Genomic DNA, 16,212 nt, shown 5'->3' with positions numbered 1-16,212 from the left:
GGGCTGTTGCATGGGCAACAGCCCTCTTCACATTACTTCCCATAATGTTTTTTGCTGTCTTCCACGGTCCGTACTCTTTCGATACTGGGATTGCCGTGTTTGTCTTTTTCGATCACGTCGATGCGGATGTATTTCAATTCCCCGTCGAACTCCTTCACCAATCTGCCCAGGGTACCATCCTGATCCAAAGCCGGATTGGACCCGGCTCCGGCCATAATGGCCCGATAGACCAGGGCTGCGAATTCATACCGGGTCATCATCCGGTCCCCTTTGAATTCTCCATCCGGATACCCTTCCACGATTCCCGCTTTGGCCAGTTTGGTCACGTAGTCATAGGCCCAGTGGTTTTCAGGGATATCCGGGAACAGGGTGTCTTTGTCCACTTTCAGCACCGTCCTGCCGGCCATCTGGTTCATCAGGGTCTTCAGCTGCTGCATTTCCCCATCCTGTTTGGCCACCAATTCCTTCAAACTCCGGATTTCCTTGGCCATGGCCACCCGGCTGTTGGATACATGGTTGTGCTGGCCCAATTTGAAGGTGGCCCCCACATTCACCATGTTTTCACCGCCGCCGACGCTGCCTCCCAGGCTGAACATCACATCCTCGTTGGGCCGGTAGAAAGCCCCCAGGGACACTGCATTGGCGCCGCTGTAACTGCCGGCACCCACTGCAAAGTCCAGTTTGTCGTCTGGATCGAAATCCAGAGGATGGAGAGCCGCCAGGGCTGCTGCATTAGCCCCCACCCGGTCTACCCGGGCGTCCAGTTTGGTGATGGACCGGCCCACCTGGTTCACGGCAGAATCCAACTGGTTCTTGTTCACCGCATCGGTTCCCTGGGTACCCGGTGCCACATCGTGGATCTGGCTTCCGCCCATGGAAATGTCTCCTGTGGCCAGCTTGATGTCCCCGCCTTTGCTGCTGTCACTGCTCTTGATGGTGATTCCGTCGCTGGTCATGGTAGTATTGCCGGTGGTGACACTGGTAAGCCCGGTAAGGTCTTTGGCCAGTTTCACAGACAGACCGCTGTCTCCGTTCTTCACCACGCCGATGTTCCCGTCGGACAGATTGTCCGCCTGGGCACCGCCGGTGAGACTCAGATCCTGGCCCAGGCCCACGGTCAGCTGCTGGCCGTCGTCCCCGGTAAACTTCCGTCCGCCGGAGATTTTGTCATCCACCACTTTCAGCTGGTCTTCCGTAGCGGCCCGTCCGGACTGGATATTGGAAGCATCCCAGTTCTTGTTGTCCAGACCGGTCAGATAGCTGCCAGCATCCGGGTTGGCTCCGCCGCCATTCTGATTCCCCAGGACTGTTTTGCCCCCCAGGATGATCTGGGCCTTGTTCCCGTCGATTTTCACCTGTTTGGACGCATCATCAGCATCCCCCAGAGTAATATCGTCATTCAGGTTCACTTTGTTGTCGGCATCCACGGTGATGTTCTTGCCGCTTTTGGCTTTCACTGCGTCTGCTACTTTGCCGGCTTCTTCTCCGATGATGGTATGCACATCCCCAACACTGGCGGCATTGTTCCAGTTTTCCTGGCCGGCCGTACTGGTGTCGTAGACCTGCCCGTGGATGCCGCTGCCCATGTTGGTGATCTGCTGCTGGCCACCATTGATGCCGTCTTTGGTAATGGTGATGTCACCGACTTTGACTTGGTTGGTATCCACTCCATCTTTGTTGATAGTAGTTTCGCCGGCTGTTACGCTGCCATCCATACCCAGATGGATGTCTTTATTCAATTCCACTTGAATGGCACCATTGTCCACTTTGGTAGAGATGTTGGTTCCGTCTCCTTTGACAGTGACCGTTTCTCCCAGGTTTTTCTTCACAGAGTTCCCATCATCGGCAGCCAACCCAAAGCCGCCGTTGACACCGGCATTTTTGATTTCATTCAGCTGAGACAGATTTACTGCATCTGTATTTGCCGTCCCATTGGCCACGTTGTGGATCTGCTGCCCACCCATGGAAACATTCCCCTGAGAAATCTGGATCTTGCTGTTTTCATCGGCACCGCTGAGTGTCAGTCCAGACCCGTTGAGCAGGGTATTCCCCATGGTCACGGAACCGTTGGCTCCCAGGTTCAGATCCTTGTTCAATTTCACCAGCAGCTGACCGTTGTCGCTGTCCTGGCTGGATACCACACCGATGTTCCCATCCGTGAGGTCGGCTTCATTCTTGGCATTGCCCTTGACGTTGACCTGCTTGTTCAGTTTCACAGCAGAAGCCGTGCCAAAGTCGCCGCCGAATTTCAGGCCGTCATCCAGGGTGGCAGCTTCGTGGGTATCACCCTTCGGATCTTTGTAAACAATCCGGGTCATGGTTTCCCCATCCTTGCCGTTCAGGCCAGGTGTACCTGCCGTCGTCCAGATATCCGTAATGCCGTCTTTCCCGTTGAGACCGATATGGCCTTCGGCACCATCGACGCCGTCTTTCCCGTCGATGCCTTTGATGGTGACGCCATCTTTGCCGTTTTCTCCCTTGATGGAAATGCCGTCTTTGCCGTCGATGGCCACGCCGGAGTTCCCGTCGGCCCCGTTGATGCCCATATGGCCATCCTGGCCCGGAGCGCCGTCTTTCCCGGCACCGCCGATGTTCAGGTTATCATTGAGTTTCAGGTCGTAGGTGGTCAGACCATTGGAATCCGTAGAGGATTTCAGCTGGAGATTGGTTCCGGTATAGGTATCCGTCCCAGCTTTCGTTCCCCCTTCCACGGTAATGGCAGTCTGCTTGCCAGCCATATTTTTCACTTCGTTCAGCTGGGACAGATTTACTGCATCTGTATTTTCCGTCCCATTGGCCACGTTGTGGATCTGCTGCCCACCCATGGAAACATTCCCCTGGGAAATCTGGATCTTGCTGTTTTCATCGGCACCGCTGAGTGTCAGTCCGGACCCGTTGAGCAGGGTATTCCCCATGGTCACGGAACCGTTGGCTCCCAGGTTCAGATCTTTGTTCAGTTCGATTTGGAGATCTGTACCATCTACTTTGGTCGCAATATTCTGGCCGTCGCCCTTTACCTTAATCGTACTGCCCAGATTTGTAGATGTACTTGCATCATCATCTGCGGAAAGCCCAAAACTGCCGTCACCAAGCACTTGATTTATAGTATTGATGTCACCGGCCACTTGGGTGCCCAAACTGTACAGCTGATCTTCCGTAGCAGCCCGACCTGATACATAAGTAGACGGATTCCAAGTGGTGTTGGTCAAATTGTACGCATAGTTCCCCGCCGGTACTACAGTATGAGTTGAAGTCTCTAAATCCCCATCATTTACATGTCCAACAGTCACGCCACCGATAATAGCCCGGCCATTGGTTCCGTCCAATGTAATGCTCTTCTTGCTATCGCTATTGGTAATGGTAATACCAGCCGATTCCATCTTTGTGTTCCCAGCAGTGACGGAATCCAGGCTCTTCAGATCTTTGGCCAGTCGGAAGGTGATCTTATTGTCGCCTACAATGGTACCGATATTGGCATCGGTGGTCAGCTGGCCTTTGGTCAGAGTCGTGCCGTTGTCAGCAGCACCGGTCAAAGTCAGATATTCATCGACCAGACGGGTTACGTTCCGGGCCACACCATCTGAGCCGTAACGGGTATTGCTGCTGTCTTCCTTGGCATCCCCGATGGTGGCCAGCATGGTGTTTTTCCACTGGGCCACGTTCACCGCATCCGTATCCTGGGTACCAGCGGCCAGGCCCGTCAGCTGGCGGGTGTAGGTGGTGCCGCTCAGGCCGTCGGTACCAATGGAAACAGCGCCCAGATTGCTTTGCCATACGGTAGACTTAGGGTCGATGGTACTGGTCCAGGTGCCCCCTGTGCTTTCCGTAGAGTTTTTGGCCGATGCCCAAGTATACCAGCGGCCGCCTATAGCTGCCGAAGTACTCCAGCGGGGACCACCCGCCGCACCAGCAGCACGGCCTACAGAGGAGTTACTGCCAAGGGCTATGCTGCCGACACTGCCATTAGCTGTAGCTCCGCTGCCGATGGCGATGCTGTCCGCATTGTTGGCCTTGGCACTGTCACCAATAGCCACGGATTTCCCCAGATTGGCCAGGGCTGCATTCCCCAAAGCCACACCGCCGGCTTCCCGGGAATGGGCACTGGTACCGATGGAAACGGCATTGTTTACATTGCTCCGGTTATCGCCATTACCGGCACTGGTGCCAATGGCAATTTCCCCTTCGGAAAGAGCCGCCGCCTGATAACCGGCAGCCACACTGTTTTTTCCCTGTGCTTTGGCTTCCGGGCCCACAGCCGTTCCATTTTCACCACTGCCATCTGCTTCTTCGCCTATCGCTACTGCAAAACGCCCAGCTGCTTTTGCTTTGGCGCCTACTGCAATGGCCCGGGTAGCCGTAGCGCTGGCTTCTTCCCCTACAACGGTACTGCGGGCCCCACTGGCAGTAGCTTCTGAACCAAGAGCTGTGGCCAACTGCGCCGAAGCCTGAGTTCCATGGCCCAATACGACCGTTCTGTCGCCTGTAGATTGGCTCTCTGCCCCCAGGCCCAGGGCATAATATCCCGTTGCCTGCGCTGTTTCTCCAATGGCAATGGCACCCTTGCCATTCCAATCCGTATCGATATCGGTGGTCCGCTCATTTCCGGCGACTGCCCCATTTCCCAAAGCAATGGAGTTGCTGGACAACGACTTGGCATTCACACCGATACCCATGCTGTTTTCATACTCCAGCATCACTGACGTCTTATCAGCTTTTGTTCCTGTAGCCCCAGATTTCTGCCCGACCTGGACATTCTGGCCGAGGGCAATTCCATGGACCGCATTGATGGTATTGGCGGATCCGATGGCGGTGGAATTGCCGGAACGCCCATTGATACTGTTGTCATGGCCCACAATGACCCGGCCGCCCTGGGCATAAGCTCCGGTTTTATTGGTTTCCACATAGGAAGCCGTGGGCGTCTCAGCTGTATTGTTGGCCCCGATGACTACATCGTCCTTCCCATTGGCAACAGCGGTGTTGCCAATGGCAATGGCATTCTGGGCCGTCCCCCGGATACCGGAGGTACTGCCATCCTGGGCGTACGTATAACTGCCCCCCACATGGGCCGAATGACCGATGGCTATGGCATAGTCGGACAGCGCCTGGCTTCCCCAGGCCAGAGCCACTGCTGTGTCTCCAGAAGCCTGGCTGCCGCCGCCCACGGCCAGGGCTCCCTTTCCAGTAGCAGAAGATCCGCTCCCCACTGCCAAAGTATTGGCGTCCCCATTAGACGTAGTCCCGGCATCCACGGAAGCTGCCCATACAGGCTGGATTTCTCCCACCATCAGGCCGCCTGCCATGCAGAAAGCCAGCAGGCCTGCTTTCAAACCATTTCTGCCAGCACAGCCATTTTTTTCACTTTTGTCCTTTCCCTGGCTTTTGGCCAATTCAGATACCACCACATAGGCATTCCGAACCTTACTCCAGATAACTTTGTAGATTCTGTTCATACAATCTGTCCTTCCCTTCCGGTTCTAAAAATTAATTGCTTGCTAGTATTTATCCAATGATAAAAATTATCATCAGACAAGTGCAAAATATCCCAAATGTCCTGAGAAAAAGTTCAATCTTCATTTTCATGCTATCAGCAGACAGTTATTTTGAAAATTACATATAATTTGTCCTTACAGTAATATTTCTTTATAATGATTTATCCCAGATTTGTCTTGTGCCGAAAAAACAGTTGTTGCAGGTCGGTCTGCAGCTGAATCAATAAGCATAAAGATAATAAATGGAATTATTTGATTTTTTATATAAAAAAGCAGGACCATTGCCTGCGCAACAGTCCCGCGTTTCCTATGCCAGTACACCCATCTCTTTTAAGCCCTCTTCCAGAGCATCCATGTCCTCGTCATTCCGGGTTTCCACCTGGAGTACGTGCCGTCCCTGGGTCAGTGCCACAATCAGGGGCCCCTTTTCCTCTCTAATCCGGTCCATATACTGCCGCACATCCCGCCGGCTGTACAGTTTCATGGACACCCGGATCACCCCGTAGACCTCATGGGACAGGACCAGGCCATGGACGATGCCCCCATTGTCTACTACCACATTCAGTTCCGCTTCCAGTTCTGCTTCATCCATACTTTGGCTCTGGCAGGGCAGTTCTTGGTGAAAGCCTTTTTCCGGGACCTCCCATGCCAGCTGGTATCCCCGGGCGGTGGAAATGATTTTTTTCCCGCTGCTCCGGAGCAAGGCCACGTCTCCCACAATGATCTGCCGGGTCACGTTCAGGGCTTTGGACAGGGCCACCCCGGTCAATGGTGCTTCCGCAGTTTCCAGCATTTCATACAGTTTTTCTCTTCTCGTCTGATTGTCCATGTTTTCCCCTTCCTTACTTCCTGCTAAAAGGATTTCTCCTGGCAAAGATACCTGCATGCATAAAGTTGTTTCTAAATTAAGAACAAGTATTTCTTGCATAAAAACATTTCAAATTATACCATGGTTTTTGATACATTTCATTTAGTTTTTATACTTTTTATTTAATAATTATGTAAATATCCATGTCTGGTTCCGTGCCATCTACTGACCATCTCTTTTCCTGTTCCAGGTTCACATGACTAGACATTCGTCCTCATCTGAAATGCAAAAAAATCCATTTCACTGCCCCCTTTACCCAACTAAAGGATAGCAGTAAAATGGATTTTTTCGAAATATATTTTTATTAAGAGTCATATTTAAAAACTAAAAAGGTTCTTTTCCGTTACAGTCTTCCGGCCATGATTTCCAGCCCTCTCTTTTTCAGCATTTCCATCATGTCCTCCATGTACCGGGGCACTTTTTCCCGGCGGTGGAAGGCGGCCACCACCTTCCGCCGGTGTTCCGGCACATCCAGCTGGTACAGGTTCACCGGTTTGGAATACCGGAAGGTTTTTGTATAGGCTTCCCGGACCAGGGTGATACCGAACCCTTCCGCCACCATCTGGAGGATCAGTTCGATGCTCCGGATGGTATAGATCTGGCTGGGATGGATCTGGTACTTCCGGAAAATCCTGTCCTGGAGGTCCCGGGAAGATTGTTCCTGGGTGGTGGACAGAAGCACCTGGCCGTTCAGGGCTTCCGGCTCCAGGATCCCGTAGGGATGGCCTTCCCGGAACACCGCCTGGCTGTTGAGAGGATGGCCCTGGGGCACAGCCACCAGGAATTCCTCCTCGAACAGTTCCCGGAACTCCATGGTCCGGTCCCAGTTTTCTCCGTTGACGATGATCATGTCCAGTTCATGGTTGTTCAGCAGTTCATTCAGGAACATGATGTTCCCCTGACGCAGGGTCAGTTCCACATGGGGCCATTTTTCTCCGAAGGCCTTCAGTACCCGGGGCAGCAGCCAGGGGCCCCGGAGCAGGGAAATCCCCAGCCGAAGCCGTCCCACTTCGTCACTGAGTATCATGTTCAGTTCTTCATTGAACTGGTTGGATTCTTCCAGGATTTTCCGGGCATGAAGGACATACCGTTCCCCGGCTTTGGTCAGTTCGAATTTTTTGCCTTCCCGGTCGAAAAGAGGGGTCCCCAGATGTTTTTCCAGATTGCTGATGTAGATGCTCAGAGCCGGCTGGGAAATATACAGTCGGTCCGCCGCCCGGGTCAGGTTTCCGTATTCCGCCAGCGTACACACATACCGCTGTTCTTTCAGTTCCATTGCGTCTCCCACCTTGTGCTGTGTCTCCCTTTTATTTTCCTCATAAGGAGTATTGGTTTCTCTTATAGTTCTATAAAAGGTATTATACAATAAAACTGATAATATGGCAAAATCCATGTATTTTGTTACATGTATCCATATTGATGTATGGATTATTTTTCAATATATCTTTACATATTGGCTATGATGAGGCGGGCCTCCCGGCGTGAGGCCCCTACGGATCCGTGCAGATCCGGCTGTTGCCTGGTGCGGGCCTCCCGGCGTGGAGCCCCTGCGGACCCGCAATGGTTTCTCAGGGTTCGCCGTCCTCCTCTTCCCTCTGCACTCTTCACTGTCTCCTCCCCCACCTGCCCGGCGATATACCGCTCCAGGGCCTCCACATAGGCCTTGCCCAGGCGGCTGAGATGGGTCTGTTTATGGGTCAGGAGGCCGATGTGCATATCCCCTTCTTTCTGGAGGGGCACGGCGATGATGCTGGCTCCGTTCAGCTTCTGGTCGATGACCCCGCTGCACACGGTGTATCCATTGAGACCGATGAGCAGGTTGAACAAAGTGGCCCGGTCGGTGACCCGGATGTTCTTGCTGCGGACCAGGGTGCTGAAGATCTCTTCCGAGAAATAGAAGGCGTTGTGGTCTCCCTGGATGTAGGACAGGTAGGGATAGGGAGCCAGTTCTTCCATGGAAACGCTGTCCCGTCCCGCCAGGGGATGGGAAGCGTTGAGGAACACATGGGGCCGGGCCACGAACAGTTCCCGGAACACCAGGTCGTTGGCCTTGAAGATTTTCTGGAGGACGGCTTTGTTGAAAGCATTGTAGTACAGGATGCCGATTTCACTGCGCATGTGGGCCACATCGTCGATGATGGTGTAGGTCTGGGTCTCCTGGAGGCTGAAATCGTAGGTATCGCCCCCGTACTGTTTGATCAGATCCACAAAGGCGTTCACCGCAAAGGAATAGTGCTGGGTGGACACGGTGAATTCCTGCTTGCCCCCGGCCTGTTTCTTGTACCGGGATTCCAGGAGATCTGCCTGTTCCAGCACCTGCCGGGCATAGCCCAGGAAGATTTCCCCGTCCCGGGACAGGTGGACTCCCTTGTTGGTCCGTTCAAAGATCTGGATGCCCATTTCCCGTTCCAGTTCCCGTACCATCTTGGTGAGACTGGGCTGGGTGATGAACAGGGTTTTGGCCGCTCCGCTGAAGGTTCCGGCTTCGGCAATGGCCACAATATAGCGCAATTGTTGTAAAGTCATGGTTTTTCCTGCTTTCTTTCGATTTCTTCCGTCCGTATGGTTCTCATTATACCATAGCCCCTTAGAGATACGGGGCAATATCCTTCTTCCGCAGCAGCCACAGGGGGACCAGCCCGCCCAGGGTGCCGTCTCCCACAAGGAGCAGCGGGGCCAGGAAGCCCTGCCACAAGGGCCTTCCACCCCCCAGGCTTCCCCCTCCTCCAGCCGAAAGGAAGGCAGGTAGAGGCCTACCACCGGCCGCTGACCGCTGACTATTGACAGCTGATAAAAAGGGAGTGTGGAACGTGCGTTTTTCCACGTTCCACACTCCCCTTTTTCCTCAGTCCATGGTAAATCCATTGTCCCCCTTCAGGAGGTTCTTCTTCATGTACAGCACCCAGTTGCCGATGTTGGTGCCGTGGTCGGCGGTCCGTTCCATGTATTTCAGGAGCAGCACGTAGTCCACGTAGGAGGCCACGTCATCAGGATTTTTCTTGATCTCGTCGGTGAGTCTGGGCAGCAGCCGTTCGAAATCCGCATCCACGATGTCGTCCTTGTCCCCGATGTACCGGGCCTTTTCGTCGTCCCCTTCCAGGTAGCACCGGAAGCTTTCTTCCAAAAGGGACTGCATGTCCTCGTACATCTCTTTGAACCCTTCAGGAGGCTTCACCACCGGATTCCGCTCCAGGATCCGGGCAATGTACAGGGCCATGTCAGAGCAGTGGTCCGCAATCCGTTCCAGTTCGCTGAGCACCCGGAAGGTCCCCATCAGGCTCCGCCAGTCGGAAGCCACCGGAGACTGGAGCACCTGGACGGTCAGGTCTTTCCGCATGATTCCCCGGATCTGTTCGTCGAACTTGTCGTCCCCGTCCCGGACCATCCGGGCTTTGTCCAGGTCCTGGCTGAACAGGGCCGTCTTGGTCTCTTCCAGGGTCTTTTCCAGGCTGGTGATCAGCACCCGCACATCGTCCTGGATTTCCACCAGGGTCTTTACATAGGCATCTCTCATAATGGCTCCTCTCTCAGCCGAACCGGCCGGTGATGTAAGATTCCGTCCGAGGTTCGGAAGGATTGGTGAACAGGGTTTCCGTATCGTTCATTTCCACCAGTTCTCCCAGGTAGAAGAAGGCGGTCTTGTCGGAAATACGGCTGGCCTGCTGCATGTTGTGGGTAACGATGACGATGGTGTAATCCTTTTTCAGTTCCAGGGCCAGGTCTTCGATTTTCTGGGTGGAAATGGGGTCCAGGGCGGAGGTGGGTTCGTCCATAAGGATCACCGAAGGCTGGGCAGCCAGGGTACGGGCGATGCACAGCCGCTGCTGCTGTCCGCCGGACAGGCCCAGGGCGCTTTTGTCCAGACGGTCCTTCAGTTCATCCCAGATGGCCGCCTGGCGCAGGCTCTTTTCCACGATCTCCGTCAGCTGGGCCTTGTTGGTGATGCCCTGGACACGGGGACCGTAGGCCACGTTGTCAAAAATGCTCTTGGGGAAAGGAGAAGGCTGCTGGAACACCATGCCCACCCGGTACCGGAGGGCCAGAGGATCCACTTCCTTGAAAATATCCTTTCCTTCGAACAGGATCTTCCCTTCCACCCGGCAGCCGGATACCCAGTCGTTCATCCGGTTCAGGGTCTTCAGCAGGGTACTTTTGCCGCACCCGGAAGGCCCGATCAGGGCGGTGATTTCATTGCGCTTCACATTCATATTGATATCCTTCAGGGCCTGGTGCTTCCCGTAGAACAGGTTCAGGTGCTGGATATCGAAGACCAGTGTTTCCGGAGAAACAGGTCCGTTTCCTTGCTCACTCATCGGCAGTTCCCTCCATCTTCTTTTCCAGTCTCCAGCTGATGTACCGGGCCAGTACGTTGAACAGCACCACCACCAGCATCAGGATGGCGGAAGTGACCCCGGCGATCTTCCCCGCATCCGGGCTCAGGGCTTCTGTCCGCATGACCCACACATGGAGGGCCAGGGTTTCCCCGGGACGGAAGGGGTTCAAAGGGCAGGTGGTGGAGCTGAAGTCCCAGTTGCCCCAATCGATGTCCGTGGACATCCCGGCGGTGAACATCAAAGCGGCGGCTTCCCCGAAGCCACGGCCCGCTGCCAGGATCAGGCCGGTCATGATCCGGGGCAGGCAGGCCGGCAGCAGCACGTTCCAGATGGTCTGCCATTTGGAAGCCCCCAGTCCCAGGCTGCCCAGGGTGTATTCAGGGGGCAGGTCCTTCAGGGCGTTTTCCGTCACCGACACCATAAGGGGCAGGGTCAGGATGGAAACGGACAGGGCGCCGGCCATCAGGTTCCACTGGGAACCGGTCATGACGATGAACACCAGGTAGCCGAACAAGCCGACTACGATGGAAGGCAGGGAAGACAGGGTCTCCACCGCCATCCGCACCCAGTTGGTCAGTTTCCCGTCCTGGGCGTATTCCGCCAGGTAGATCCCGGCGGGAATGCCCCACAGGGCACTGATCACCAGGGCCAGGAACACCAGGTACAGGGTGTTGAAGAACATGTCCCGGAGGCTCAGCAGGATATCCGTGCTGAGGGCTCCCAGGCCCTGTCCCACCACATCCAGGATAAAGGCGAAGAGCAGGACTGCGGACCCGGCTGCGCCGGCGGTGAACAGCAGGCTCATGAACCGGTCCATGGTCTTTTTCTTGGCAATGTCTCCCATGGTCAGTCCTCCTCTTTCAGTTTCAGGGGATCTTTACCAAAGGTATGGATGATAAAGATCAGGATGAACGAAATCACAAACAGCAGCAGACCCAACGTCCACAGGGCTGCACTGTATTCCCCGCCTTCCATGGCACCTCCCATGTCGTTGGCGATCACCGTGGTCATGGTGGACGCCGGCAGGAACAGGGACGTGGGGAACCGTTTCATCTGGCCGATGACCATGGCCACGGCCAGGGCTTCCCCCAGGGCACGGGCCAGGCCCAGCACCACGCCGGTGAAGATGCCCCGCTGGGCAGCCGGGAGGATCACGTTCCGGATGGTTTCCCACCGGGTGGCTCCCAGACCGTAGGAAGCATCCCGCCAGCTCTTGGGTACCGCCAGCATGGCGTCAGCGGCCATGGTGGTGATCACCGGGAAGATCATCACCGCCAGCACCAGGGACGCGGCCAGTACCGAGAACCCGAAGGGCATGGGGAAGATTTTCCGGAGGAAGGGCACCAGTACGGTAAGGCCCACCCAGCCGTAAATAACAGAAGGGATCCCGGTGAACATTTCCACCACTGGGCGGATCAGCCGCTGTACCGCCGGAGATGCCATTTCCGACATGTAGATGGCCGCTGCCAGGCTCACCGGCAGGGCAAATACCAGGGACAGGAAGCAGGTGACCAGGGAGCCGCTGATGAACATGGCCGCCCCTACCTGGCCGCCGCCCTCCATGGTATCACTGGGTTTCCACTGGGCGGAAAACAGGAATTCCGTAATACTGTGGCCGAAATCCCAAAAGGTGCCGCTTCCCTTCACGAGAAGGAAAGCGGCCATCAGGAAAGGCAGCAGGGCCGCTGCAATGCCGCAGGCCGTGATTACAGTCTGTGACAAGGACTCTTTGCGGTGAACCTGTACCAGCTTTTGTAAACCTTTTTCATTAATCATGAGCGGTATCTTTAACCTGCATCTTGCTGCTCACACCATAACCCAGTTCTTCGATCCGTTTGCCGTAGTCGGCGGACAGGATGTAATCCAGGAAGGCTTTGACGGCAGCTTTCGGATTCTTGCTGGTGTAGATGTGTTCATAACCCCACACATTGTATTTGCCGGAGTAGGTGTTTTCCAGGGTGGGAGCCACACCGTCGATGGAGATGGTGGCTACGGTGTCATTCTTGGTCAGGTAAGGCAGAGCCACATAACCGATGGCCCCTTTGTTCTGGGCTACGCTCTGTACCAGCAGGCCGGAGTTATCGGTTTCCAGAGATTTGTTGGAAGCTTCTTCCGCACCGCCCATGGCGTATTTGGCGAACAGGGCACGGGTACCGGAGGTCTTGGGCCGGGTTACCAGGGTAATGGGTTCATCCGGGCCGCCCACTTCTTTCCAGTTGGTGACTTTGGCGGTGAAGATGTCGGTAAGCTGCTGTTTGGTCAGGCTCTTGACTTTTTCAGCCACATCCTTGTTCACGATGGTGGCCACAGTCATAACGCAGATCTTGTGGTCTTCCAGTTTGTCAGCCTTGTCTTTGGGCAGTTTGGAAGCCGCCGGTACGTCGGAGTTCCCCATATCCACGGACCCGTCGGACACCTGTTTCAGGCCCATGCCGGAACCGCCGGCGTTCAGGCTGATGCTCACTTCCTTATGCTGCTTCTTGAAGCTTTCGGCAGCATCCTTGACCAGAGGCAGCAGGGCGGAAGAACCGGACCCGGTGATGTTTCCGCTGACCGCAGCCGGCTTCTTGGTGTCAGCAGCCTTCTGGCCGCCGCACCCCAAAGCGCCCATGACCATCATCCCAGCCAGGACTGTCACAGCCAGTTTTTTCCATTTGTTTTTCAAGATCATCTTCATCGCTCCCTTACAGAAAATCCATGATGACAGTAGTATTGCTTTTGTCTATGGCTATAAGATACCAGAGCCATGTAAAAAGTAAGAGCAGGGTTTTGTAAAGAATTGTAAAAAAAGAGAGTGTCGCTTTTGCAACACTCTCGTCAATTGACAGGCAAAGGGCGCCGCCCTTTACCTTCCCAACCTCATCTTGAAATCTTCATAGCCGAACCGTTTCAGCACCTTCACCGTCCCGTCCTCTTCCAGCACGTCGATATCCGGCAGGGGCATGCCGTTGAAGGTGTTGTTCTTGCAGGTGGTGTAAATGGCCATGTCTCCGAAGAGCAGCAGGTCCCCCACTTCCAGTTCCCCGTCGAAGCTGTAGTCTCCGGCCACGTCCCCGGCCAGGCAGGTACCGCTGCCCAGCCGCCAGGTCACAGGCCGCTCTCCCGGTTCCCCGGCTCCGTAAAGGGGCGGCCGGTAAGGCATTTCCAGCACATCCGGCATATGGCAGGCGGCGCTGGTGTCCAATATGGCGATCTTCACCTCTCCGTTTTCCACCACATCCAGCACCCGGGTGGCCAGGTACCCGGCGTTCAGGGCACAGGCTTCTCCCGGTTCCAGGTACACGGTAACGTCCCAGGCCTTCTGGGCCCTGCGGATGCATTCCTCCAGCAGGGGAATATGGTACCCTGGCCGGGTGATGTGGTGGCCGCCCCCCATGTTCACCCATTTCATGTGGGGCAGCACATCCCCGAACTTTTCTTCCACAGCATCCAGGGTCTTTTTCAGGTCCTGGGCATCCTGTTCGCACAGAGTGTGGAAGTGGATCCCGTCCAGAAGCTCCACCAGATCCGGGGTCATCCAAGCATCCCACTGGGCCCGGGTGGTGCCCATCCGGCTGCCGGGGGCACAGGGATCATAGATGGCATGGCCTTCCTGGGTAGAACATTCCGGGTTGATCCGGAGCCCCACGCTTTTCCCGGCCTTTTTGGCCATGGGGCCCCAGGTCTTCAGCTGCCGGGGGGAATTGAACACAATATGGTCCGCCACCTGGCACACTTCTTCCATCTGGTCTTCCCGGTAGGCCCCGCAGAACACATGGACTTCCTTCCCGGGCATGGCTTCCCGGCCCAGTTTGGCCTCATAAAGGCCGCTGGCTTCGGTGCCGGCCAGGTAGGGCTCCAGCACCGGGTACAGGTCGTAGTTGGAAAAAGCCTTCTGGGCCAGGAGGATCCGGCAGCCGGTCCGGTCCTGGACCCCTTTCAGGATCTCCCCGTTCCGGCGGAGGGCTGCCTTGTCCAGGATGTAACAGGGAGTGGTCAGCCCTCCGAAGGCGGCTTCCGGAGTCTTCCCCCGGAGCCCTGCAAAGGCGGGCCGCTCTTCCCGCACCTTGTTCCAGTCCATTATTTCACCAGGGCCGGATCATGGGATTCGCTCCGGGGCAGGCCGTGCTTGTCCAGGGCATCCAGGAAGGGATCCGGATCGAATTCTTCCACCGTGTGGACCCCGGGAGTGGTCCATTTCCCAGTAAGCAGCATCAGGGCGCCGCACATGGCCGGCACGCCGGTGGTGTAGCTGATGGCCTGGCTGCCCACTTCCCGGTAGCAGGCCTGATGGTCGCACACATTGTAGATGTAGTAGGTCTTTTCCTTCCCGTCTTTCTTCCCGGTGAAGATGCAGCCGATGTTGGTCTTGCCCTTGGTCCGGGGACCCAGGCTGGCCGGATCCGGCAGCAGGGCCTTGAGGAATTTGATGGGAACGATTTCGTGGCCTTCAAAGTTGATGGGGGTGGTGGACAGCATGCCCACATCCTCCAGACAGCGCATATGATCCAGATAGCTCTGGCCGAAGGTCATGAAGAACCGGATCCGTTTCACCCCGGGGATGTTCTTGGCCAGGCTTTCGATTTCTTCGTGGTGGAGCAGGTACATGTCCTTTTCTCCCACCTGGTCGAAGTTGTATTCCCGTTTGATGCTCATGGCCGGGATTTCCACCCAGTGGCCGTTTTCCCAGTAGCTGCCGGGAGCGGACACTTCCCGCAGGTTCACTTCCGGGTTGAAGTTGGTGGCAAAGGCGTACCCGTGGTCCCCGCCGTTGCAGTCCAGGATGTCGATGGTGTCGATGGTATCGAATTCATGCTTCTGGGCATAGGCGCAGTAAGCCTGGGTCACCCCCGGATCGAAGCCGCAGCCCAGCAGGGCGGTAAGGCCGGCCTTTTCGAATTTTTCTTTGTAGGCCCACTGCCAGCTGTAGTCGAAGTAGGCGGAGAATCCTTCTTCCTTGCAGCGTTTTTCGTAGATGGCCCGCCATTTGGGATCGTCCGTGTCTTCCGGTTCGTAGTTGGCGGTGTCCATATAGTTCACCCCGCAGGCCAGGCAGGCATCCATAATGGTCAGATCCTGATAAGGCAGGGCAATGTTCATCACCAGGTCCGGCTGGTAGCTTTTGATCAGGGCGATCACCTGGTCCACATGGTCCGCATCCACCTGGGCGGTGGTGACTTTGGTGGCGGTCTTCCCTTTCAGTTTTTCCGCCAGGGCATCGCATTTGGATTTGGTCCGGCTGGCAATGCACAGCTCGGTGAACACATCGCTGACCTGACAGCATTTCTGGATGGCTACAGAAGCAACTCCGCCGCAGCCGATAACAAGGACTCTGCTCATGATATTTTCCTCCTTGGAATATTGTGTCTAAGAGGTCTGCTGCACAAGCAGCAGACCTGAGTCGGAAGTCTGGAGTCGGAAGTCTGAAGCCCCAGGATAGGACCCGTCTTTATGGCCGGGTCCTCAGTAATTTGTAAAACCGGATCCGATTTACACATTCATAAATTTGCCTGCAAATTTATCCTTCGGCTCCAGACTCCAG

General features: G+C 55.6%; 11 protein-coding genes. All 11 read right to left on the bottom strand.

Annotated elements, in window-relative coordinates:
- Positions 1 to 32: 32 nt before the first annotated feature.
- The 11 genes from ACTQY1_RS05665 to ACTQY1_RS05615 all read right to left on the bottom strand — a co-directional run bounded on the left by ACTQY1_RS05665 (position 33) and on the right by ACTQY1_RS05615 (position 16,010).
- Entirely contained in the window at positions 33 to 5,450 is a 5,418-nt protein-coding gene (locus tag ACTQY1_RS05665; protein ID WP_441373911.1) for an ESPR-type extended signal peptide-containing protein, read from the bottom strand.
- Between the two features lie 346 nt (positions 5,451 to 5,796).
- The gene (locus tag ACTQY1_RS05660) at positions 5,797 to 6,318 is read right to left on the bottom strand and encodes a 3H domain-containing protein (protein WP_441373910.1); all 522 of its coding nucleotides are present in this window, start codon (positions 6,316 to 6,318) and stop codon (positions 5,797 to 5,799) included.
- Between the two features lie 382 nt (positions 6,319 to 6,700).
- A complete protein-coding gene (locus tag ACTQY1_RS05655; protein WP_441373909.1) occupies positions 6,701 to 7,633 on the bottom strand; it encodes a LysR family transcriptional regulator in 933 nt (310 codons plus the stop codon).
- 170 nt (positions 7,634 to 7,803) lie between these two features.
- Positions 7,804 to 8,883: a LysR family transcriptional regulator gene (locus tag ACTQY1_RS05650; protein ID WP_441373908.1), complete on the bottom strand. Its 1,080-nt coding sequence runs from the start codon at positions 8,881 to 8,883 to the stop codon at positions 7,804 to 7,806.
- A gap of 319 nt (positions 8,884 to 9,202) precedes the next feature.
- The gene (gene phoU / locus ACTQY1_RS05645) at positions 9,203 to 9,871 is read right to left on the bottom strand and encodes a phosphate signaling complex protein PhoU (RefSeq protein ID WP_288310986.1); all 669 of its coding nucleotides are present in this window, start codon (positions 9,869 to 9,871) and stop codon (positions 9,203 to 9,205) included.
- Between the two features lie 13 nt (positions 9,872 to 9,884).
- Positions 9,885 to 10,670 carry a phosphate ABC transporter ATP-binding protein PstB gene (gene pstB / locus ACTQY1_RS05640; protein ID WP_441373907.1) on the bottom strand — a complete coding sequence of 262 codons (786 nt, stop codon included), beginning with the start codon at positions 10,668 to 10,670 and terminating at the stop codon, positions 9,885 to 9,887.
- The gene (gene pstA / locus ACTQY1_RS05635) at positions 10,663 to 11,535 is read right to left on the bottom strand and encodes a phosphate ABC transporter permease PstA (RefSeq protein ID WP_022488196.1); all 873 of its coding nucleotides are present in this window, start codon (positions 11,533 to 11,535) and stop codon (positions 10,663 to 10,665) included. The genes pstB and pstA overlap by 8 nt, the downstream gene beginning before the upstream one ends.
- A 2-nt stretch (positions 11,536 to 11,537) precedes the next feature.
- Complete coding sequence (gene pstC / locus ACTQY1_RS05630) at positions 11,538 to 12,467, bottom strand: phosphate ABC transporter permease subunit PstC (RefSeq protein WP_353844367.1); 930 nt, start codon at positions 12,465 to 12,467, stop codon at positions 11,538 to 11,540.
- Positions 12,460 to 13,362, bottom strand: a complete 903-nt coding sequence (locus ACTQY1_RS05625) for a phosphate ABC transporter substrate-binding protein (protein WP_022488194.1) — start codon at positions 13,360 to 13,362, stop codon at positions 12,460 to 12,462. Before ACTQY1_RS05625 ends, pstC begins: the two co-directional genes overlap by 8 nt.
- 174 nt (positions 13,363 to 13,536) lie before the next feature.
- Positions 13,537 to 14,751 carry a carboxynorspermidine decarboxylase gene (locus ACTQY1_RS05620; protein ID WP_154488482.1) on the bottom strand — a complete coding sequence of 405 codons (1,215 nt, stop codon included), beginning with the start codon at positions 14,749 to 14,751 and terminating at the stop codon, positions 13,537 to 13,539.
- Positions 14,751 to 16,010, bottom strand: a complete 1,260-nt coding sequence (locus ACTQY1_RS05615) for a saccharopine dehydrogenase family protein (RefSeq protein ID WP_154488481.1) — start codon at positions 16,008 to 16,010, stop codon at positions 14,751 to 14,753. Before ACTQY1_RS05615 ends, ACTQY1_RS05620 begins: the two co-directional genes overlap by 1 nt.
- Positions 16,011 to 16,212: the final 202 nt, after the last annotated feature.

The organism is Acidaminococcus sp. HCP3S3_G9_1 (assembly GCF_052122455.1).
Lineage (GTDB): Bacteria > Bacillota > Negativicutes > Acidaminococcales > Acidaminococcaceae > Acidaminococcus.
The sequence above is the reverse complement of the archived record's forward strand: the minus strand, read 5'-3'. Positions and strand labels throughout refer to the sequence as shown.

Excerpts from the sequence above, each read along its gene's own strand:
- ACTQY1_RS05665 (WP_441373911.1), bottom strand. The coding sequence starts at position 5,450 with ATGAACAGAATCTACAAAGTTATCTGGAGTAAGGTTCGGAATGCCTAT.
- ACTQY1_RS05660 (WP_441373910.1), bottom strand. The coding sequence starts at position 6,318 with ATGGACAATCAGACGAGAAGAGAAAAACTGTATGAAATGCTGGAAACT.
- ACTQY1_RS05655 (WP_441373909.1), bottom strand. The coding sequence starts at position 7,633 with ATGGAACTGAAAGAACAGCGGTATGTGTGTACGCTGGCGGAATACGGA.
- ACTQY1_RS05650 (WP_441373908.1), bottom strand. The coding sequence starts at position 8,883 with ATGACTTTACAACAATTGCGCTATATTGTGGCCATTGCCGAAGCCGGA.
- phoU (WP_288310986.1), bottom strand. The coding sequence starts at position 9,871 with ATGAGAGATGCCTATGTAAAGACCCTGGTGGAAATCCAGGACGATGTG.
- pstB (WP_441373907.1), bottom strand. The coding sequence starts at position 10,670 with ATGAGTGAGCAAGGAAACGGACCTGTTTCTCCGGAAACACTGGTCTTC.
- pstA (WP_022488196.1), bottom strand. The coding sequence starts at position 11,535 with ATGGGAGACATTGCCAAGAAAAAGACCATGGACCGGTTCATGAGCCTG.
- pstC (WP_353844367.1), bottom strand. The coding sequence starts at position 12,467 with ATGATTAATGAAAAAGGTTTACAAAAGCTGGTACAGGTTCACCGCAAA.
- ACTQY1_RS05625 (WP_022488194.1), bottom strand. The coding sequence starts at position 13,362 with ATGATCTTGAAAAACAAATGGAAAAAACTGGCTGTGACAGTCCTGGCT.
- ACTQY1_RS05620 (WP_154488482.1), bottom strand. The coding sequence starts at position 14,751 with ATGGACTGGAACAAGGTGCGGGAAGAGCGGCCCGCCTTTGCAGGGCTC.
- ACTQY1_RS05615 (WP_154488481.1), bottom strand. The coding sequence starts at position 16,010 with ATGAGCAGAGTCCTTGTTATCGGCTGCGGCGGAGTTGCTTCTGTAGCC.